At 71.5% G+C, this 18,668-nt stretch carries 18 protein-coding genes; 12 read left to right on the top strand and 6 right to left on the bottom strand.

All coding sequences use genetic code 11. The features are described 5' to 3' along the window. On the bottom strand, positions 1-1,581 hold the full coding sequence (locus Ade02nite_RS41875) for an ABC transporter permease subunit (protein WP_203776223.1): 1,581 nt from the start codon (positions 1,579-1,581) through the stop codon (positions 1-3). Next, a complete protein-coding gene (locus tag Ade02nite_RS41870; protein WP_203776221.1) occupies positions 1,582-2,817 on the bottom strand; it encodes a sugar ABC transporter substrate-binding protein in 1,236 nt (411 codons plus the stop codon). A 217-nt stretch (positions 2,818-3,034) separates the two neighbouring features. Here Ade02nite_RS41870 and Ade02nite_RS41865 point away from each other — a divergent pair, with 217 nt between their 5' ends. After that, positions 3,035-4,084: a LacI family DNA-binding transcriptional regulator gene (locus Ade02nite_RS41865; RefSeq protein ID WP_203776219.1), complete on the top strand. Its 1,050-nt coding sequence runs from the start codon at positions 3,035-3,037 to the stop codon at positions 4,082-4,084. Between the two features lie 330 nt (positions 4,085-4,414). Continuing rightward, the gene (locus Ade02nite_RS41860) at positions 4,415-4,684 is read left to right on the top strand and encodes a hypothetical protein (RefSeq protein ID WP_203776217.1); all 270 of its coding nucleotides are present in this window, start codon (positions 4,415-4,417) and stop codon (positions 4,682-4,684) included. 68 nt (positions 4,685-4,752) lie between these two features. On the opposite strand, the gene Ade02nite_RS41855 is transcribed toward Ade02nite_RS41860, so the two are convergent. Together Ade02nite_RS41855 and Ade02nite_RS41850 are read right to left on the bottom strand one after the other, a co-directional pair. After that, positions 4,753-6,267: a glycosyltransferase family 2 protein gene (locus Ade02nite_RS41855; protein ID WP_203776215.1), complete on the bottom strand. Its 1,515-nt coding sequence runs from the start codon at positions 6,265-6,267 to the stop codon at positions 4,753-4,755. Beyond that, positions 6,264-6,905, bottom strand: coding sequence for a hypothetical protein (locus tag Ade02nite_RS41850; protein WP_239169436.1), 642 nt, complete (start codon positions 6,903-6,905; stop codon positions 6,264-6,266). Before Ade02nite_RS41850 ends, Ade02nite_RS41855 begins: the two co-directional genes overlap by 4 nt. Before the next feature lie 290 nt (positions 6,906-7,195). Here Ade02nite_RS41850 and Ade02nite_RS41845 point away from each other — a divergent pair, with 290 nt between their 5' ends. Both Ade02nite_RS41845 and Ade02nite_RS41840 read left to right on the top strand, forming a co-directional pair. Then, a complete protein-coding gene (locus tag Ade02nite_RS41845; RefSeq protein WP_203776213.1) occupies positions 7,196-7,801 on the top strand; it encodes a helix-turn-helix transcriptional regulator in 606 nt (201 codons plus the stop codon). 22 nt (positions 7,802-7,823) lie between these two features. Continuing rightward, positions 7,824-8,372, top strand: coding sequence for a VanZ family protein (locus Ade02nite_RS41840; RefSeq protein WP_239169435.1), 549 nt, complete (start codon positions 7,824-7,826; stop codon positions 8,370-8,372). Here Ade02nite_RS41840 and Ade02nite_RS41835 read toward each other — a convergent pair. Beyond that, positions 8,348-9,430, bottom strand: a complete 1,083-nt coding sequence (locus tag Ade02nite_RS41835) for a glycosyltransferase (RefSeq protein ID WP_203776209.1) — start codon at positions 9,428-9,430, stop codon at positions 8,348-8,350. The two genes, Ade02nite_RS41840 and Ade02nite_RS41835, sit on opposite strands and share 25 nt — an antisense overlap. Positions 9,431-9,728: 298 nt before the next feature. Here Ade02nite_RS41835 and Ade02nite_RS41830 point away from each other — a divergent pair, with 298 nt between their 5' ends. The 5 genes from Ade02nite_RS41830 to Ade02nite_RS41810 are packed head-to-tail and all read left to right on the top strand — an operon-like array spanning position 9,729 to position 14,984. Continuing rightward, complete coding sequence (locus Ade02nite_RS41830) at positions 9,729-11,612, top strand: polysaccharide biosynthesis protein (RefSeq protein WP_203776207.1); 1,884 nt, start codon at positions 9,729-9,731, stop codon at positions 11,610-11,612. Next, entirely contained in the window at positions 11,609-12,865 is a 1,257-nt protein-coding gene (locus tag Ade02nite_RS41825; RefSeq protein WP_203776205.1) for a nucleotide sugar dehydrogenase, read from the top strand. Before Ade02nite_RS41830 ends, Ade02nite_RS41825 begins: the two co-directional genes overlap by 4 nt. Continuing rightward, positions 12,865-13,488: a sugar transferase gene (locus Ade02nite_RS41820; RefSeq protein WP_203776258.1), complete on the top strand. Its 624-nt coding sequence runs from the start codon at positions 12,865-12,867 to the stop codon at positions 13,486-13,488. Before Ade02nite_RS41825 ends, Ade02nite_RS41820 begins: the two co-directional genes overlap by 1 nt. Further along, positions 13,478-14,539, top strand: a complete 1,062-nt coding sequence (locus Ade02nite_RS41815; RefSeq protein ID WP_203776196.1) for an aspartate aminotransferase family protein — start codon at positions 13,478-13,480, stop codon at positions 14,537-14,539. The genes Ade02nite_RS41820 and Ade02nite_RS41815 overlap by 11 nt, the downstream gene beginning before the upstream one ends. Positions 14,540-14,549: 10 nt before the next feature. After that, positions 14,550-14,984: a VOC family protein gene (locus tag Ade02nite_RS41810; RefSeq protein WP_203776194.1), complete on the top strand. Its 435-nt coding sequence runs from the start codon at positions 14,550-14,552 to the stop codon at positions 14,982-14,984. A 13-nt stretch (positions 14,985-14,997) separates the two neighbouring features. Here Ade02nite_RS41810 and Ade02nite_RS41805 read toward each other — a convergent pair whose 3' ends face one another. Beyond that, entirely contained in the window at positions 14,998-15,651 is a 654-nt protein-coding gene (locus Ade02nite_RS41805) for a TetR/AcrR family transcriptional regulator C-terminal domain-containing protein (protein ID WP_239169434.1), read from the bottom strand. Between the two features lie 63 nt (positions 15,652-15,714). Between Ade02nite_RS41805 and Ade02nite_RS41800 the strand changes: the two genes are divergently transcribed. From Ade02nite_RS41800 to Ade02nite_RS41790, 3 genes are all read left to right on the top strand, one after another. Then, positions 15,715-17,262 (top strand): FAD-dependent monooxygenase, encoded by a 1,548-nt coding sequence (locus Ade02nite_RS41800; RefSeq protein ID WP_203776192.1) that lies wholly within the window; start codon positions 15,715-15,717, stop codon positions 17,260-17,262. Beyond that, a complete protein-coding gene (locus tag Ade02nite_RS41795) occupies positions 17,259-17,666 on the top strand; it encodes a RidA family protein (RefSeq protein ID WP_203776190.1) in 408 nt (135 codons plus the stop codon). Before Ade02nite_RS41800 ends, Ade02nite_RS41795 begins: the two co-directional genes overlap by 4 nt. A gap of 656 nt (positions 17,667-18,322) precedes the next feature. Further along, positions 18,323-18,668 (top strand): hypothetical protein (locus tag Ade02nite_RS41790; protein WP_203776188.1); only part of this gene is annotated, 346 nt, incomplete at its 3' end.

The raw sequence follows: 18,668 nt of genomic DNA, 5'->3' as shown, positions 1-18,668 counted from the left end.
TCACGAGTAGACCTCCTCCTGGCGGCGGGTGCGCCGGAAGCTGATCGCCGACACCACGGCGACGATCACGAAGATGAAGATCGATATAGCGGCCGCAAAGCCATACTGGGCGCCCGCGCCGCCGAACGCCAGCCGATAGGTGTACGTGATGAGCAGGTCGGTGGCGCCGTTCGCCGGGTTGTCCGCCGGGAAGGGCGCGCCCTCGGTGGTCAGGTAGATCGCGTTGAAGTTGTTGAAGTTGAACGCGAACGACGAGATCAGCAGCGGGGTGAGCGCGACCATCAGCAACGGCAACGTGATCTTGCGGAACGCGGCCCACGCGCCGGCGCCGTCGATCCGGGACGCCTCGCTCAGCTCGCCCGGTATGGCCTGGAGAGCGCCGGTGGCCACCAGGAACATGTACGGATAGCCGAGCCACAGCTGCACGAGGATCACCGCGAACCGGGCCGAGGTGGCGCCGCCGAACCAGTCGACGTCCGTGCCGAACAGGTTGTTGATCAGGCCGAAGTCGGTGTTGAACATGTCGCGCCAGACGAGCAGCATCGCGAACGACGGCATCGCGTACGGCAGGATCAGCAGCACCCGGTAGAGGATGCGGCCCCGCACCCGCGGCGAGTGCAGCGCGATCGCGCAGAGCAGGCCCAGCACGAAGGTGCCGCCGGTCGAGGCGAGCGCGAAGGCGAGGTTCCAGACCAGGGTGCGCAGGAACGGGCCGGAGATCGCCGGCTCGGTCAGCACCCGGGTGAAGTTGCTCAGGCCGACGGTCACCTTCCAGCCCTGGGCGAGCCGATCGCCGTCCTCGGCCACGAAGGAGCCGAGGCCCTCGTCGGCCGTCCAGGTCCGGCCGGTCGTCGTGTCCCGCACGCAGTCGCAGGACTCGTCGTAGAGGCGGCCCGCCTTCCCCTCGTACGCCCGGGAAAGGCCGGACGACCGGATGGCGCCGCCGCCGGTGGGCACGGCGAGGGCCGTGATCTCCTTGCTGCGCAGGCTCGCCTGGCCCGTGGTGAGCACCGTGTAGCCGTCCGCGGCGGTGACCCGCCCGGCGCTGTTCACGGTGGCGCTGATGTCCCTCAGCCCGGCGGCGTCACCGGCCCGGACCTGGCGCGTGGCCGGGTCGGTGATCAGGAAGACGAGCGGGCCGGTGGCGGGATCGCCGGTGGTGGCGACCGTCAGGGCGTACTGCGTGGAGCCCGGCACCTGCGTGACCGACGCGGTCTGGATGGCCACGACGGCCTCGGCCTTGGACCCGCGGTGGCCGTCGCCGAAGTTGGTGAAGGCCGTGCTCGCGGTGTAGAGGACCGGGAAGACCTGGAACGCGATCAGCAGGATCGTGCCGGGCACCAGGTATTTCGCGGGGACGTGGCGCGGGGTCAGATAGAGGTGGAGCAGGCCGGCCGTGGTGGCGGCGAGGATCGCCAGGCCGATCCACGCCTCGTTCTCGATCAGCGGGAAGGCCGCCCAGATCGCCAGCGCCACCGTGAGGCCGAGCAGGACGATCTTGATGAACGGATTCGGCCGTCTCGCGTCCTCGGCGGGACGGGCCTGCCTGGCGGTGACAGGCCCGTCGAGCTGCATGACCATCTACTTGATCGCTGCCGAGATCGTCTTGCCGGCACTCTCGATGGTCCTGGCCGGGTCGGCGCCGCCGATGACCGCGGCCTCGGCCTTGCCGAACGGGTCCCAGATCGCGGCCATCTCGGGGATCGCCGGCAGCGGGATGCCGTTCTTGCCCGCGTCGATGAACTTCTGCAGGTCCGGGTCGCCGCCCTTGACCTGGTCGAACGCGGCGGTCAGCGCCGGCGGCCGGGGCTCGGCCTGGTAGAGCGCGACGGCGAGCTCCGGCGTGGTCACGTAGTTGGTGACGAACTCCTGGGCGAGCGCCTTGTTCTTGCCCTTCGACGCGACGTAGAACGTCTGCACGCCGAGGAACGGCTGCGCGGGCTTGCCGCCGGCGAACCCGGGGACGGCGCTGATGTCGTGCGCGATGCCGGCCTTCTTGACGTCGGTGATCGCCCACGGGCCGGAGATCAGGTAGGCGCACTTCTTGGCGGTGAACGTCGCGATCGAGTTCTCCGGTGTGATGGAGCGCTTCAGCGCCCCGCTGCCCTTCTCACCGAGCGTGGCGATCTTCTTGAACGCGGCTACCGACTCCGGCTTGCCGACGCCCAGGTCCTTCGGGTCGTAGTCGCCGCTCACCGTCGTGCCGAACAGGTAGCCGCCGGCGCTCGAGTACAGCGGGTAGAGGTGGTAGGCGTCGCCGTTCTGCCCGACCTGCACGCACAGCTTCTCGCTCGCCTTGGTCTTCGCCGCGACGAGCTCCTCGATGGTCGCCGGCGCCTTCGGCGCCAGGGCGGTGTTGCGGATCAGGGCAAGATTCTCCAAGGCGTACGGGACTCCGTACGTCTGCCCGTTGAAGGTGACCGCCTTGAGCGCGTTGGGCGCCAGGCCGCCGCTCTGCTCGGCGGAGAGCTGCACGGGGTCGATCGCGCCGTTCTGCACGAGGTTGCCGATCCAGTCGTGCGCACCGACCATCACGTCCGGGCCGCTGCCCTGCTGGGAGGCGGTGACGAAGGTGGTCTGCTGGTCCTTCGAGATCGCCTGGACCTTGACGGTCACGCCGTTCTCGGCGCCGAACTTGTCGGCGAACGGCTTGAGGGCCGCGGAGCGCTTGTCGTCGGCCCAGATGACGAGCTCGCCCGACGGCGCCGCTTCCGACGCCTTCGCCGCGGTCGTCGCGTCCTTGTCCCCGCCGCCGCAGCCCGCGACCAGGAAGGCGCAGGTGAGGGCGGCAGCTACACCCGCGGTACGGATGCGCATGTGGTCTCCTTTGAAGGATCTTGCGTCAACTGCAAGCCCACGCTGAAAGGGCTTGCAGGCGCGGTTCATCGTTAGCTACGAATAAGCACAGCTCAGCCACGTCGGGCCGGATATCGGCCGGTGTCGCTGGCGTTGCGGGGACGTTAGCAAGCTGTTGCAGCGAATGGAAGAGCTTGCAGGAACTCGCCGGCAACACGGCGGCACTAGAGTTGTCGCCATGCGTGCACGGATGGCCGACATCGCCCGTCAGGCCCAGGTCAGTGAGGCGACGGTCTCGCGTGTCATCAACGACCGCCCCGGCGTCTCCCACGAGACCCGCCAGGCGGTGCTCACCGCTCTCGACGTCCTCGGCTACGAGCGGCCCGAAAGGCTGCGCAAGCGCAGCGCCGGCCTGGTCGGCCTGGTCGTCCCCGAGCTGGACAACCCGATCTTCCCGGCCTTCGCCCAGGTGATCGAGTCGACGCTCGCCCAGCAGGGCTACACCCCGGTCCTCTGCACCCAGTCACCGGGCGGCGTCACCGAGGACGAATACGTCGAGATGCTGCTCGACCGCCAGGTCTCCGGCATCGTCTTCGTCTCGGGCCTGTCCGCCGACACCACCGCCGACCACGCCCGCTACCAGCGCCTGCTCGACCGCCCGCTGCCGATCGTGCTGGTCAACGGCTACGCCGAGGGCATCGAGGCCCCGTTCGTCTCGTGCGACGAGCGGCTCGCCGGCGACCTGGCGGTGACCCACCTGGTCGCGCTCGGCCACCGCCGGATCGGCATGATCTCGGGCCCGCACCGCTTCATCGCGACCCAGCGCAAGCTGGCCGGCTACCGCCAGGCCATGCAGCGCGAGCTGAAGGTCGCCGACTCCGCCGTGGACGACTTCGTCTCGCTCACCCTGTTCGGCGTCGAGGGCGGCGAGGTGGCGGCCGACCGCCTGCTCGCGATGGGCGTGACCGGCCTGGTCTGCGGCTCCGACCTGATGGCGCTGGGCGCGATCCGCGCCGCCCGCCGCCGCGGCCTCTCGGTGCCCGGCGACGTCTCGGTGATCGGCTTCGACGACTCCCCGCTGATCGCCTTCACCGACCCGCCCCTGACCACCCTCCGCCAGCCGGTCCCGGCGATGGCGGTGGCCGCCGTCCGCTCCCTGATGGACGAGATCAACGGCCACGGCGCGCCCCACTCCGAATACCTGTTCCGCCCCGAGCTCGTGGTCCGCGACTCCACCGCGATCGCCCCGGCCCGCCGCACCGTCCCGGCCGACACGCCCGCAGCCTGAAAGTTCTTGCACACTCTGCGGACTGACGCACGCTTTACATCGGCGTCCATGATGGTCTGGTGAGACCTGGACGGTTCCGGTTCCTTCGGGTCACGAGCGCGCTCGCCACTGGCGCGGCGCTCGCGGCGGTGGGCGCGTGGCTGCTGCCCCGGATCGGGGCCGGCTGGGCGGTGGCCCTGGGCGCCCTCGTCATCGCCGCGGAGGCCCTGATCGCCGCCGTCGCCGTCAGGCGCCGCCGCGACCGGCCCTTCGGGCGTACGAGGAAGCTCCTCTCCGCCACCGTTTTCGTGGAACTCGAGGATCTGGCGGACCTCTTGCGGCTCCGGCCCGATGCCCGTCTCCGCCGGGCCGTCGGCCAGTTCCCGCGAGGCTGCCGACGCCCGATCGCACCAGTTGCTGGCCTGGGGCCTCGGCGCCGGGCTCGTCGTCGTCCTCGGCATGCTCGCCGCAGCGGTCGTGGTCGGCGTGCAGGGCCACGTGTGGCTCGCCGCCTCGCTGTCGGGGCCGGGCGTCATCGCGCTGGCCAGCCTCTTCGTGCTGCGCAAGCTCGACGCGCGCAGCGTCCGCGCCATCGGCGCCCCGCCGCAACCGCCTGCCTGACCGGGCCCGCGGACACGAAACGCCCGGCCGATCCGGTGGGATCGGCCGGGCGGAGACGACGGCAGGGCTCAGACGGTGAAGGCGCGGTGCCGCCGGAACAGCTTGCGGAGCATGAAGACCGTCTGGGCGATCGTGGCGATGTAGAGGATCGGCCAGCCCAGCGACAGGATCGCCGACTGCACGCCGACGCTCTGCTGGCTCCAGGCGTAGATGGCGCCACCCAGGATGGCCAGCAGGACCACCAGCGGCATCACGTACGCGGAGCCCTTGCCCTTCTCCGCGTTGGCCTGGGCGGCCCAGTTGTCCTTGTCGGTCTTGGCGAGGAACTGGGTCCACGCCGAGACGAAGTGGCCCATGCGGATCCACATGTAGAGCTCCGCGGGCAGCACCAGCGCCGCGTACAGGATGTCCGAGGCGCTCTTGTCCTTCATGGCCAGGGCCAGGCGCAGGTTGAGCAGCGCCGCGACGGCCGGGGGGATCAGCCAGATCGGGTTGAAGACGAAGGCGTGGATGGACAGCGCCGCCACGAGCAGCAGCAGGAAGCCGAGCCGTGAGGCGATGTTGAACAGCATGGAGATGTTCTCGTACCAGCGCAGCCGCAGGTTGGGGTGCAGCGGCTGGCCCTGGTTGTCGCCGCGGGTGCCGGGCCAGAAGAGGTCGATCGCGCCGAAGTTCCATTTGACCTGCTGGCCGTGCAGGGCGCGCAGGTTGGTCATCGGGCCGACGTACGCGCGGGCGGTGGCGCTGATCTTGGTGCTGTAGCCGGCGTCCTTGATCTGGAGCGAGAGCTTGCTGTCCTCGACCTCGCTGTCGCGCACCCAGGGGGCCTGCTGGTGGTGGCGGACCATCACCGTCTCAAGCGCGCGGATGCTGAACAGGCTGCACTGGCCGCCCAGCACCGCCATGTTGCGGCCGCGGAGCAGGTTGTCCATGTTGAACGCGGCGAACTGGGCGCGCTGGCCGGCGATGAGGAAGCGCGCCATCAGGCCCTTGTACCGGCTCTTGTCGATGCTGTAGATGGCGCTGAGGCCGCCGATGCGCGGGTCGTCGGTCATCTCCAGCTCGAGGCGCTCCACCGCGTCGCGGGCCAGCGTGGTGTCGCCGTCGACGCCGAGGATGTAGTCGAAGCCGCGGGACAGGAAGTAGCCGTAGTTGAGCGCGCCGACCTTCTTGTCCGGATTGGCGCCCATGTCGTGCACGTGGACGTGGGTGACGAACTCCTCGCCCTTGACCGTGCGGGTGTGCCGGCCCTCGAAGCCGCGGGCGATCTCGGGGGTGTCGTCGTCGGTGTTGTTGATGATGACGTGGATGACGTCGGGCAGCCGGGTCTGGGAGAGCAGGCTCTTCAGGACGTCGGCGATCGTCTCCTGCTCGTTGTAGCAGGGGATGATGCAGCTGATCGTGGCGTTGCGCGGGGTGGCCGTGGCGGCCACGGCGATCTCGCCGGAGACCACCTCGACGTTCTCCAGGTCGGACAGCTGCGGCACGGCCGGCGGCAGCGCCAGCGGCCCCGCCTTGGCGCTGCGCGGCAGCAGGATCTGGCGGTCGGTCGCCCGGCGCAGGCCGGGACTGGACTCGGTCATCGGGCGGCACCGTTCGTGAGCAGCGGCAGGGTCAGGGTGTCGAGCGCGGTGGAGCGGTAGTAGCTGTTCGACTTCGGCGCGGTCTCCACGAGAAGGTCGAGCCGGATGGTCAGCGTGAGCTTCGGTGCTCCCGCGGTCGCCGCCGGAAGCGTCACCACGGTGTTGTAGGGGTAGGGCGGCGTGACGTCGAACTTGCCGCTGTCGGTGCTCACCACGCCGCGCTTGGTGCCGTCGTCCTGGGTCACCTGAAACGTGGTGACCGTGACGCGGTGGGTGCTGTCGGCGTCCTCGACGTGCGCCGCGACGTTGATCGTCTTGACCGACGAGGCGGTGTAGAGCTTCGCGTTGTCGGACGTCCAATACGTCAGCTGGACCGAGAAGTTGCCCTGATCGATGCGGTGCGTGACCGTGCCGGTGTCGAGCGGCCCGCTGGCGCGTGTCACGGCGGGTGACGCCGAGGCCGACGGCGACGGCGAGGCCGAGACGGCCGGCGAGGGTGTGGAGGCTCCTCCGAGCAGCGGCTTACTGCTGCTGGTGAGCTCGGTGAGGCTGCTGCAACCGGTGAGGCTGCCGCCGAGCAGGACGGCCACGATGCCGGCTGCCGCGCTTCGGGGGATACGCAGAGGTGTACGAGTCAACGGCCCGTCCTGCTGTTCGATGTGACCGGGGGTAGTCGTCCACGTCGGCAGGGCGGAGCAATACCTGAAGCAACGTGACGACCGCCACAAAAGTACGGATCGTCCACTCAGGAGAACCGGTGTATTGGCATCGGTTGATCGGCCATCGACGGTACCCGTTACGTGACAGGCACGTTACGGTGAGAAGGCGCCGGGGCGGCGGCCAACGTGTGGCATCACAACGCCACGTCACCAGATCATCAACCGGCCCAGGCTCCCTGTTGGTGTGCTCATCGGGGGAAGGTGATGTGGTGATCCGTGTCGCGGTTGCCAGGGAAGAGGGCTATTTCGGCGTTCCCGTGCGCGCGCTCCTCGAGACGAATCCCGACATGCAGTTCGTGGCCACGCTGCCGTTCGGCAACGAGCTGCCCAGGCTCGCGGCCGAGACGTGGCCGCGCGTCATAGTGATCGACACCGATCGGATGGTGAGCCAGGTGCTCCCGGTCGCCACCGAGGTGCACTCCGCGTCGCCCACCTGCGCGATGCTGCTGCTCTGCGATCCGGCCAAGCGCGGCATGCTGCCGCCGCGGCACCGCACCGGAGCGCTCAACTTCCTGCTCAAGAACGCGAGCGCCACGCTTCTGGCCGATTCCGTGCGCCGCCTCGCGCTTGGCGAACGGGTCGTCTCCCCGATGTTGCAGGCGGCGTCGCTCAACACCGAGCGCGACCTCACCACCCGCGAGCTGGAGGTGCTCGGGCTGGCCGCCGAGGGCGACTCGGTCAAGGAGATCGCCGGCCGGCTCTACCTGTCCGGCGGCACGGTCCGCAACTACCTCTCCGCGATCATCGCGAAGACCGGGGCCCGCAACCGGCTCGACGCGATCCGCATCGCCCGCAAGGACGGCTGGCTGCGCTGACGGGTCACGTACCGTTGTGAGGGTGCAGCGATTGGTGATACCCGCGATTCCCGTCATGCTCGTCGCCGGGATCGCCCTGATGGCCGTCGCGGCGGCCCGGCTGCGCGACCGGGCTCAGCTGGTCAACGCGTGGCTCGCCGGGTGGTACGCGGTGGCCGTCCTCGGTGCCACCATGCTGCCGCTGCACATCGGCTGGGGACCGGGCTCCCCCGACTGGTACCGGATCATCGTGGTGCCGGTCCTGGAGATGCGCCCCGGCGACTTCGTGCTGAACACCGCGATGATGGTGCCGCTGGCCTGGTTCCTGCGCACGGTCTTCGGGGTGGCCGGCGAACGGCGCGTGGTGCTGACCGGCTTCCTGATCAGCCTGACCATCGAGCTCACCCAGTTCACGCTGCTGGTGACCCTGCACGGCACCCGCTGGACCGACGTCAACGACCTGCTCTCCAACACGCTGGGTGCCTGGCTGGGCTTCGTCGCCCTCCAGCGCTTGCTCCGTCTCGATCTTGTACGCAGGACCGCACGGCGCTGTGCGATCGAGCGGCCTCAGCTGGCGGCCACCCGTTCGTAGAGCTCGCCGACGTCCGCCGCCATGCGGTTCGCGCGGTAGCGTTCGGGCAGCGTCCGGGCCGGCAGCCGCGCGCCGTGCCGCTCGTCGTGGCAGAGCACCTCGGTGCGCAGCGCCCGCGGCAGCGACTCCGGGTCGTGCGGGGTGAGCCGCCGCGCGTCGCGCACCGGCGTGCGGGCCGCCGCCATCTCCTCCAGCGGCGGGCAGGCCGCGTAGAGCGCCGGCAGCCCCGCGGCCAGCGCCTCCAGCACCGCGAGCCCGGACGTCTCCCGGCCGGGCGACGCGAAGACGTCCATCGCGCAGAGCATCTCGCGGGCGTGCTCGACCCGCCCGGCGAAGAGCACCCGGTCGCTGACGCCCTCGATGGCGGCGAGCCGCTGGAGCGCCACCTGCGCCGGCCCGTCGCCGACCAGCAGCAGGATCGCGCCCGGCACCTCGGCCACCGCGCGGATCAGGCTGTCGAAGCGCCGCCGCGGCTCGAGCCGGCCCACCGCGCCGATGACCGGCGTGCCGGGCGGGATCCGCAGGCGCTGCCGGGCGGCGGCGCGCAGCCGCGGGTCGTAGGCGAACTCGGCCGGGTCGAGCGCCTTGGGGATCAGCACGACCCGGTCGCCGGGCACGCCCCAGCGGCGGAGCCGGTCGGCGACCGGGGCCGACGCCGCGATGGTGACGCCGCCGTAGCGCTCGCCGGCCAGATAGAGCGCCCGCACCCCGACCGCCGTCCGGCTCCCCTCGTCCGCGTGGTACTCGGTGGCGACCAGCCGCGGCATCCCGGCCAGCCGGGCGGCGGCGCGCCCCTGCACGCAGGCCCGGAAGAGATGCGTGTGCACCACGTCGAAGCGCCCGTCCCGGATCACCCGCCGCAGGCGCCCGATCGCGCCGAAATCGCGGTCGCCGGCGGTCGGCAGCTCGCGCAGGGGCGCGCCGATCGCCCGCAGCACCGGCGCCGGCGGCCCGAGCGTGACCACCTCGCCGTCCTGCGGCAACCGGCGCAGCAGCAGCCGGAGCTGATGCTCGGCACCGCTGCCGGGCCGGGCCCCGATCACGTGCAGCACCCGCATGATGCCATCCCCCGACGCCATTGCTGCCGGCCCTTCGACTCCATGGACGCTCGCAGAGCGGGCGACACAATTAAAGTTGCAAATGTCATGCCGAACAAGAGCGGCTTTCACGTTCCTTAAGAGCCGTAACAGCAGCTCAGGACCATGTCATAGACGACATGAGAAATCTTCACATCGCTCATGACAATTGCCACTGTGTTCTCTCCGGCGACGACTGGGAGTCTTTGAAAGCGCTGTCGCATAACCGTTTCCAGCGCTTATCTTTCCCTGTCCGGCGTGGGTTTTCAGGGAGGAATCCATGGTGGTACGCAGTGCGGCGCGCGAGGTCACCGACGACCCCAGCCGCCGCGCCGGGCCGCAGACCCGATGGCTTCCCGCCGTCCTCCCGGCCCGCGCCGCCCGGGCCGGCGCCGACGCGCTCGCCCTCGCCCTGGCCCTGCTGATCGCCACCCTGCTGCGGCACGACGGCGACCTCGCCGAGGTCGACCTGGCCGGCCTGGTCACGCTGACCGCGGTCGCCGCGCTCGTGCAGACGATCACCGGCGCGTGGTGGGGCCTCTACACCGGACGCTGGCAGTACGGCTGCTTCGAGGAGATCGCCGCGCTCGCCAAGACCCTCGCCGTCACCACGCCGGTCCTGTTCGTCCTCGACACGCTGCTGGGCCGGCTCGTGCCGCGCTCGGCCATCATCGGGGGCGGTCTGATCGCGCTGGTGCTCGCGGCGGGCGTGCGCTACTCCGTGCGCCTGCTGCGGGATCAGCGGTTGCGCCCCTCGCCGGAGCACGGCGTCCGCGTCGTCGTGATGGGCGCGGGCGAGGGCGGCGCCCAGGCCGTGCGCGCGATGCTGCGCAGCCCGTCCAGCCCGTACGTGCCGGTCGCCCTGCTCGACGACGACCCGGCCAAGCGCACCCTGCAGATCATGGGCGTGCCGGTGGCCGGCACCCGGCGCGCGATGGCCGACGTGGTCCGCCGCTACGGCGCGCACGCGGTGCTCATCGCCATTCCGAGCGCCGGCGCCGAGCTGATCCGCGAGCTCACCGAGGCCGCCGGCCCGATGAACGTGGACGTCAAGGTCGTCCCGCAGGTCGTGGAGCTGTTCGGCCGCGCGGTCAGCGTCGACGACATCCGCCCGGTCGGCCACGCCGACCTGCTCGGCCGCCGCGAGATCGGCATCGACCTGGCCGCCGTCGCCGGCTATCTCGAGGGCCGCCGGGTGCTGGTCACCGGCGCGGGCGGCTCGATCGGCTCCGAGCTGTGCCGGCAGGTCGCGCGCTTCCACCCGGAACGGCTCGTGATGCTCGACCGCGACGAGTCGGGCCTGCACGACGTGCAACTCTCGCTCGACGGCCGTGGCCTGCTCGACGACCGCAACCTCGTCGTCGCCGACATCCGCGACCAGCAGCGGCTCGACGAGGTCTTCGCCGAGCACCGCCCGCACGTGGTCTTCCACGCGGCCGCCCTCAAACACCTGCCACTGCTCGAGATGCACCCCTCCGAGGCCCTCAAGACCAACATCGTCGGCACCTACCAGCTGCTCCGGACCGCGGTGCGGCACGGCGTCGAACGGCTCGTCAACATCTCCACCGACAAGGCCGCCGACCCGGTGAGCGTGCTGGGCTACTCCAAGCGCATCACCGAGCGCCTCACCGCGGCCGCCTGCGGCGGATTCTGCTCGGTGCGCTTCGGCAACGTGCTCGGCAGCCGCGGCTCGGTGCTCACCGCGTTCACCGCCCAGATCGAGGCGGGCGGCCCGATCACGGTCACCGACCCGGACGTGACCCGCTACTTCATGACCGTCCAGGAGGCCGTACGCCTGGTCATCCAGGCCGGGGCGCTGGAGAGCGACGGCGAGGTGCTCGTGCTGGACATGGGCGAGCCGGTGCGCATCGCCGACGTGGCGAAGCGCCTCGCCGACAGCGCCGACCGGCACATCCCGATCGTCTACACCGGACTGCGCCCCGGCGAGAAGCTCGAGGAGAGCCTCTTCGGGCCGGGCGAGCCCGACAACCGCCCGCATCACCCGCTCATCTCGCAGGTGCCGGTCCCGCCGCTGGACGGCTCGGTGCTGTCGCTGCTCGACGCGTCGGCGCCGCGGCACGACCTGGTGGCGATGCTGCGCTGGCTCGCGGCGAGCCCGGCCCTGTCCTCGGCCCGCGTCTCGGTGAAGGAGCACACCCGATGAGAGTCGTCATCGCCGGTCAGGGATACGTCGGCCTGCCGCTCGCCGTGCGCGCCGCGCGGGCCGGGCACACCGTCGTCGGCTACGACGTCGACGAGGAACGCGTGAAACGGCTGGCGGCCGGCGAGTCGTACGTCGACGACGTCTCCTCGGGCGAGCTGCGCGAGCTGCTCGACGCCGGATCGCTGCGCCCGTCCGGCGATCCCCGGGCCTGCGCAGGTTTCGACGTCGCCGTCATCGCCGTGCCGACGCCGCTGCGCGAGGGCACGCCCGACCTCAAGTACATCGAGGAGAGCGCCCGCACCCTCGCCCGCTACCTGCGGCCCGGCGCGACCGTCTCGCTGGAGTCGACCACCTATCCCGGCACCACCTCCGACCTGGTCGCGCCGATCCTCGAGGAGGGCTCCGGCCTGATCGCCGGCACCGACTTCTACCTCGGCTACAGCCCCGAGCGGATCGACCCGGGCAACCGGGAATGGCACCTGGCCGTCACGCCGAAGGTGGTCTCCGGGATCAATCCGGCGTCGCTGGAACGGATCCAGGCCTTCTACGGCTCGATCGTCGAGCACACCGTGCCGGTCTCCGACTGCAAGGCGGCCGAGCTGGCGAAGCTGCTGGAGAACACGTTCCGGCACGTCAACATCGCGCTCGTCAACGAGCTGGCGGTCTTCGCCCACGAGCTCGGCATCGACGTGTGGGAGGCGATCGACGCCGCGTCGTCCAAGCCGTTCGGTTTCATGCGCTTCACCCCCGGGCCCGGCGTCGGCGGGCACTGCCTGCCGATCGACCCCTCGTACCTCTCCTGGCGGGTGCAGCGCACGCTCGGGCAGAGCTTCCGCTTCGTCGAGCTCGCCAACGACATCAACAACCACATGCCCGACTACGTCGTCCGGCGGCTCGTCGCGGCCCTCAACGAGCGGCGCAAGCCGGTCAACGGCTCCCGCGTGCTGCTGCTCGGCCTCGCCTACAAGCGCGACAGCGGCGACGCCCGCGAGTCGCCGGCCCGCCGCGTCGCCTCGCTGCTGCTCGAGATGGGCGCCGACGTGCGCGCCGCCGACCCGCACGTGGTCGAGGACGCGCACATCGACCGCCGGGTGGTGCGGGTGACGGCGACCGCCGAGCAGATCGCCGCGGCGGACGCGGTCGTCGTGCTCGCCGACCACTCCGACTTCGACCTGAGCCTGGTGGCCGCGCACGCCGCGTACGTGCTCGACACCCGGCACTGCCTGACCGGACCGACCGTGGAGGCACTGTGATGTGGGACCTGCTCAACCGCGTCGTGGCCGCGCTGGCCCTGATCCTGCTGCTGCCGGTGATCATCGTCGTGACGGTGTGGATCCGCGTGGCCGACGGCAAGGGCGTCCTGTTCGTCCAGGAGCGAGCGGGCCGCGGCGGCGTCCCGTTCCGCATGCTGAAGTTCCGCTCGATGGTGCACGACTCGGTGGCGCTCTCGGCGAAGCTGGGCATGGCCGACCCGTTCGGTCTGCTGGAGAACGACCCCCGGATCACCCGCTGCGGCCGCTTCCTGCGCCGCACCAGCCTCGACGAGCTGCCCCAGCTGTGGAACGTCGTCCGCGGCGACATGCTGCTGGTCGGCCCGCGCCCCGACGTGCTCCCGCAGGTGGCCCACTACTCGCCGCTGGACGCCCGCCGCCTCGAGGTCAAGCCCGGCATCACCGGCTGGGCCCAGGTCAACGGCCGCGACGACATCGACTGGCCGCAACGCTTCGTCCTCGACCGCTGGTACGTCGACAACCGGTCGCCGCTGCTCGACCTGCGCATCATCTGGCGCACCTTCACGTCGCTGCGGCGCGGCGAACCGCCGGTGCACGTCGACGAGCTCAACATCGAACGGGCGCGGATCGACCGTGCGGCCTGAGATCGGCTCCGAGTTCCACTGGGACCCCGCCGCCCTGCACGGCGCCGGGCTGCCGTCCTGGCTGCCGCCCCGTCGTGCCCTGTTCGCCACGGCCTGCGGGGCGATGCACGCGCTGGTGCGCCTGCTCCGCCCGCGCGGCAGGCTCTTCTTCCCCTCGTACTTCTGCACCGGAGTGGCCGCCGCCCTCGCCGAGGACGTCCCCATCGGCTGGTACCGGCACCTCCCCGACGGCGAGGGCCCGCGCCTGGACACGCTGCGGGCGCGCAACGGCGACGTCGTGCTGGCCCAGAACCTGTTCGGCCGTGAGACCGGCGAGCCGTGGCGCCCCTGGATCGAGGCTCACCCCGGCGTCATCGTCGTCGAGGACCACTCCCACGACCCGTTCAGCGACTGGGCGCGGCGCAGCACCGCCGCCTACGCGGTGGCGTCCCTGCGCAAGACCCTGCCCCTGCCCGACGGCGGCCTGCTCTGGTCGCCCCTGGGCCGCCGGCTTCCCGACCCCGAGGGCACGCCCAGCCCCGGCAGCGACCTCAAGCTGGCCGCCATGCTCCTCAAGGCGGCGTGGCTCGACGGCCACCCGGTGCCCCACGACACCTTCCGCGCGCTGCAGCAGCGGGGCGAGCAGGCCCTCATCTGCGGCGCCGGCCCACCGTCCGCCCTGACCGGGGCGGCCCTGACGCTGATGGACGCCGAGGGCCTGCGGGAACGGAGCATCCGGCGCGCCCGCGACCTGACCGCCCTGCTGCCCGCCGAGACCCCCGACTGGCGGGTGCTGGCGCACGGCGCGGCGCTCTTTCGCGTACAACTGCTGTGCCGTTCCGAACAGATCCGGGACGCCCTCCAGCAACGGCTGGCCCGGCAGCGGATCTTCGCGTCCGTCCACTGGCGGCAGGACCGCACCGCGTTCTGGAGCGGCGACGAGGAGGCCGCCGCCCTGGCCGCCCGCATGCTGACCCTCCCGGCCGACCACCGCTGCACCCCGTCCGACGTCCGGCGTCTCGCCGCCGCCCTGCCGGTCCCCGCCGCGGTTGCCGGGCGGGACCGTCTCTAGGGTGGGGCTCATGGCGTCGGTCAAACAGTTCCAGGTCACCTTCGACTGCGCGGAGCCCGTGCGGGTCGCCCGCTTCTGGTGCGAGGTCCTCGGCTACGTCGAGCCGCCGGCCCCCGAGGGCTTCGCCACATGGGACGACTACAACGGCTCGTTGCCGCCCGAGGACCAGGGATCGGCCGCGGTGGCCGTCGACCCCACGGGCGTGGGCCCGCGCCTCTACTTCCAGCGCGTCCCCGAGGGCAAGGTGGTCAAGAACCGCGTCCACCTGGACGTCCGCGTCGGCACCGGCCTGGTGGGCGAGGAGCGCCTGGCCGCCCTCGAGGCGGAGTGCACCCGGTTGGAGGCCCTGGGCGCCAAGCGGGGTCAGCTCCTGCTCGCCGACGAGGAGAACGAGTCCTGCCAGAACATGCAGGACATCGAGGGCAACGAGTTCTGCCTCGACTGACCGCGCCCTCCCCTTATCGCGGCGCCCTCTCCCCCTTTCCCCTTCTTCCCTCGCCTCTCGGCAGGCGGCTCAGGACGGTGTCGAGGCCGAACTCGAAGCGCTCGGTGAACGCCTCGGCGTCCAGGTGCGGCAGGACGCGGTGCAGCGCGGGGTAGGTGACGGCGTCCACGGCCGCGGTCAGGCGATGCTCGTCGGGGCTCGGGGCGGCCTGCTGCTCCTGGGTGAGCCCTAGCACGAAGTAGATCAGCGTCCACGCCGTCCAGGCCGCGTCCCGGTCCGGCAGGCCCGCGGCGGAGCACGCGCCGACCAGCGTCTCGGCCAGGCGCAGGGTGTGTGGCTCCGCCGGATAGGTGCCGGTCACGAGCGCGGCGCCGTCACGGTGGGCGAGGAGCGCGCCGCGCAGGCGACGGCCGATCTCCCGTACGCGATCGGCGGGCTCGTCCGGAAGCCGGTCGAGCGAGACCTCCCCCGTGATGGCGTCGGCCATCAGCTCGACCATGCGGGCCTTGGTCTTCACGTGCCACAGCACCGTGTTCATCCGCACGCCCAGACGGTCGGCGACGGCCCGGGTGGACAGGGCCTCCAGGCCACCTTCGTCGAGCACCTCGACAGCGGCGCGCACGACCGCCTGAGTGCTGAGCCTCTCACCCTCTTGTCTTTTGGTCACTGACCAAGTCTACTTGTCCTCACTCATTGGTCACTGACCAATAGCAATCGGAAGGACGATCCGATGAACGACCATGTCGTCATTGCCGGCGCCGGGCCGGTCGGCCTCTGGCTCGCCGCCGAGCTGCACCTCGCCGGGGTGCGGGCCACGGTGCTCGAACAGCGCACCGAACGCGACGAGCGCTCCCGGGCCCTGACCGTGCACCCGCGCACCCTGGAGGTGCTGGCCTCCCGCCAGATCCAGCAGCCGTTCCTCGACGAGGGCGTGCCGCTGCCCGGGGGCCACTTCGGCGTCCTGGACCCACGGCTCGACTTCCGGCGGCTCGCCGGCGCGTACCCGTACACCCTCGCCCTGCCCCAGGCCCGCACCGAGGAACTGCTCGAAACGCACGCCGTCAACGCCGGCGCGCGGATCCTGCGCGGCCACCGCGTCACCGGCCTCACCGAGCACCCCACCTGCGTGACCGTGGCGGTCGACGGACCCGGCGGCCCGTACGAGATCGAGGCCGCCTACGTCGTCGGCTGCGACGGCGCCCGCAGCGTCGTGCGGACCGCTGCGGGCATCGACTTTCCGGGAACCCCGTCGACGGTGCTCGGCTGGCTCGGCGACGTCGTGCTGGACCGGCCGCCCGCGCCCGGCCACAGCTACTTCGGCCCGCACGGCACCCTCATGGTGGTGCCGATGCCCGGCGGCATCCACCGCCTCGCCGGCATCACCCCCGGCGACGTCACCACCGAGTGGCCGGGCGATCTCACGCTCGCCGAGCTGCGCGCGAAGACGGCCGCGATGACCGGCGACGACTTCGGCATGCGCGACCCGGTCTGGCTGTCGCGCTACGGCAACGCCACCCGGCTGGCCACGTCGTACCGCAAGGGCCGGGTCCTGCTCGCCGGCGACGCCGCCCACCAGCACTTCCCCGCCGGCGGCGTCGGCATGAACGTCGGCATCCAGGACGCGGCCAACCTCGGCTGGAAGCTCGCCGCCACGCTGCGCGGCTGGGCCACCGACGGCCTGCTCGACACGTACCACGGCGAACGCCACCCGGTCGGCGCCGGCCTCACCGAGACCAGCCGCGCCCAGGTCGCCCTCATGACCGCGTTCAGCCCCGAGGGCCTGAGCCTGCGCGGCCTGCTCGGCGAGCTGATCGCCACCCTGCCGGACCTCAACGACCGCCTCGCCGAGCGGGTCAGCGGCCTCGACGTGGCCTACCCGCCGCCGCCCGGCGGCGACACCCACCCGCTCATCGGGATGCGCGCCGGTGACCCGGAGCTGCTGAGGCTGTCCCGCGCCGATTCCTACCTGCTGGCCGGGCGCGCCGCCGAGCTGTCCGCGCTGGCGGGGCCACACCTGCGCGTCCACATCGCGGCGCCCTCATCCTTCGCCGCGGCCACCACGGCGCCCCCATCCCTCGCCACGGCGACCCCATCCCTCGCCGCGGCCACCACGGCGCACCCATCCCTCGCCGCGGCCACCGCAGCGCCCCGATCTCTCGCCACGGCGCCTGGATCCTTCGCCGCGGCCACCGCTGTCCTGATCCGGCCCGACGGGTACATCGCCTGGGCCACTGACGAAGCCGACACCCTCCGCCACGCCAAGGAAGCCCTCGCATGAGCATCACCCGCCTCGACCCGCCCGGCCTGCCCGCCGCCGCCGGGCTGATCAGCCAGGTAGTCACCGTCACCGGCCGGACCCTGATCCACCTCTCGGGTCAGGTCGCCTGGGACGAGCACGGCAGGCCCGTCGCGGCCGGCGACCACGCGGGACAGGCCGCACGGATCGCCCGCAACATCGACACCGCTCTGGCTGCCGTCGGTGCCACCCGCGCGAACATCGTCAAAGAGACCGTCTTCGTGGTGGGCTACACCCCGGACCTGCTGCAACCGATCCTCGGCGCGCTCCGCGACGGCGCCCAGCCGCCGCCGGCCGGCACGTTCGTCGGTGTGGCGGCGCTCTTCGCGCCGGAGTTCCTCGTCGAGGTCGACATCGTCGCGGCCGTGGACTCGGCGGCCCTCTGATCCATCCGCCGCTTGCCGCGTCTTGCCTGCGCTGGTCGCCTCCATCGCCGCTTGCCGCGTCTTGCCTGCGCTGGTCGCCTTCATCCGCCGCTTGCCGCTTCTTGCCGGCGCCGGCCGCCTTCATCGCCGCCGGCGTGGTTGATCAGGGCGGGCGGGGTCTTCGCCTGAGCGGTCGAGTCCTGCCCAAAGCCGAGGGAACTCGCGATGATGACCGTGGCGGCCGGCGTGCCATCTGGCCGCATCGGAGGAGGGCGTCGTCGGGCATCGCGCTCGTGTGCCCGAGCAGCTGCCGCACCGTGATCGTCGTGCCGCCGCGGCCGGCGCTCCACCGTGTCGTCCCAGCCTGATTCGGCTCCTTCTCACTTATCCACAACATATTCACACCGCGCCGCAATTGTCGTTTTCAAGATTGGCATGATCGAAGCTTGGCATGCGATCTCCGCGGCACGAGATAATGGTTTATGACACAGCTCGGGTTTTTCTCCAGGTTGCAGATTGCCGCTATGCGTGACCGCACGAGGTCGCGTCGTTATTCGGCGGATCGGGAGGCATTTCGGCGCGATCATGCGCGGCGGCGACGGTGGGGGCTCGCGCGGCGCCACGCTGAGAAGTTATGCCGGGCGCGGGGTTGCTCGCGCCAGTGCGGGGCGGTGGGGTTGCACGACCCGGTCGAGCGTGTGCCGCCGCTGATCTGGGACGACGACGTCACGCGCGTCGAGCGCCCAGCGCCTTCGGCGGGCGCGAGCGCGGCGCCGGCCGACCGCGGCCAGTCGCCCCACTCGACACCGCCGGCGCGAGGCCGCGAGACACCAGCCGCTCGCGTCCCACCCGACGGCGGCAAGCGACCGACGGATCAGCGCGGCCCGACTGACCGGGACGACCTGACCGACCAGAGCGACCTGACCGACCAGAGCGACCTACACGACCCGGGTGATCTGACCGACCAGCACAACGGAACCGACCAAGGCGGGACGACCGGCCAGGGCGGGACGACCGGCCAGG

Origin of the sequence: Paractinoplanes deccanensis (assembly GCF_016862115.1) — a bacterium.
GTDB classification, from domain to species: domain Bacteria; phylum Actinomycetota; class Actinomycetes; order Mycobacteriales; family Micromonosporaceae; genus Actinoplanes; species Actinoplanes deccanensis.
The sequence above is the reverse complement of the archived record's forward strand: the minus strand, read 5'-3'. Positions and strand labels throughout refer to the sequence as shown.

Bases quoted from the DNA above. Each gene is read 5' to 3' on its own strand.
- Ade02nite_RS41875 (WP_203776223.1), bottom strand. From the start codon at position 1,581: ATGGTCATGCAGCTCGACGGGCCTGTCACCGCCAGGCAGGCCCGTCCC.
- Ade02nite_RS41870 (WP_203776221.1), bottom strand. From the start codon at position 2,817: ATGCGCATCCGTACCGCGGGTGTAGCTGCCGCCCTCACCTGCGCCTTC.
- Ade02nite_RS41865 (WP_203776219.1), top strand. From the start codon at position 3,035: ATGCGTGCACGGATGGCCGACATCGCCCGTCAGGCCCAGGTCAGTGAG.
- Ade02nite_RS41860 (WP_203776217.1), top strand. From the start codon at position 4,415: ATGCCCGTCTCCGCCGGGCCGTCGGCCAGTTCCCGCGAGGCTGCCGAC.
- Ade02nite_RS41855 (WP_203776215.1), bottom strand. From the start codon at position 6,267: ATGACCGAGTCCAGTCCCGGCCTGCGCCGGGCGACCGACCGCCAGATC.
- Ade02nite_RS41835 (WP_203776209.1), bottom strand. From the start codon at position 9,430: ATGCGGGTGCTGCACGTGATCGGGGCCCGGCCCGGCAGCGGTGCCGAG.
- Ade02nite_RS41830 (WP_203776207.1), top strand. From the start codon at position 9,729: ATGGTGGTACGCAGTGCGGCGCGCGAGGTCACCGACGACCCCAGCCGC.
- Ade02nite_RS41825 (WP_203776205.1), top strand. From the start codon at position 11,609: ATGAGAGTCGTCATCGCCGGTCAGGGATACGTCGGCCTGCCGCTCGCC.
- Ade02nite_RS41820 (WP_203776258.1), top strand. From the start codon at position 12,865: ATGTGGGACCTGCTCAACCGCGTCGTGGCCGCGCTGGCCCTGATCCTG.
- Ade02nite_RS41810 (WP_203776194.1), top strand. From the start codon at position 14,550: ATGGCGTCGGTCAAACAGTTCCAGGTCACCTTCGACTGCGCGGAGCCC.
- Ade02nite_RS41800 (WP_203776192.1), top strand. From the start codon at position 15,715: ATGAACGACCATGTCGTCATTGCCGGCGCCGGGCCGGTCGGCCTCTGG.
- Ade02nite_RS41795 (WP_203776190.1), top strand. From the start codon at position 17,259: ATGAGCATCACCCGCCTCGACCCGCCCGGCCTGCCCGCCGCCGCCGGG.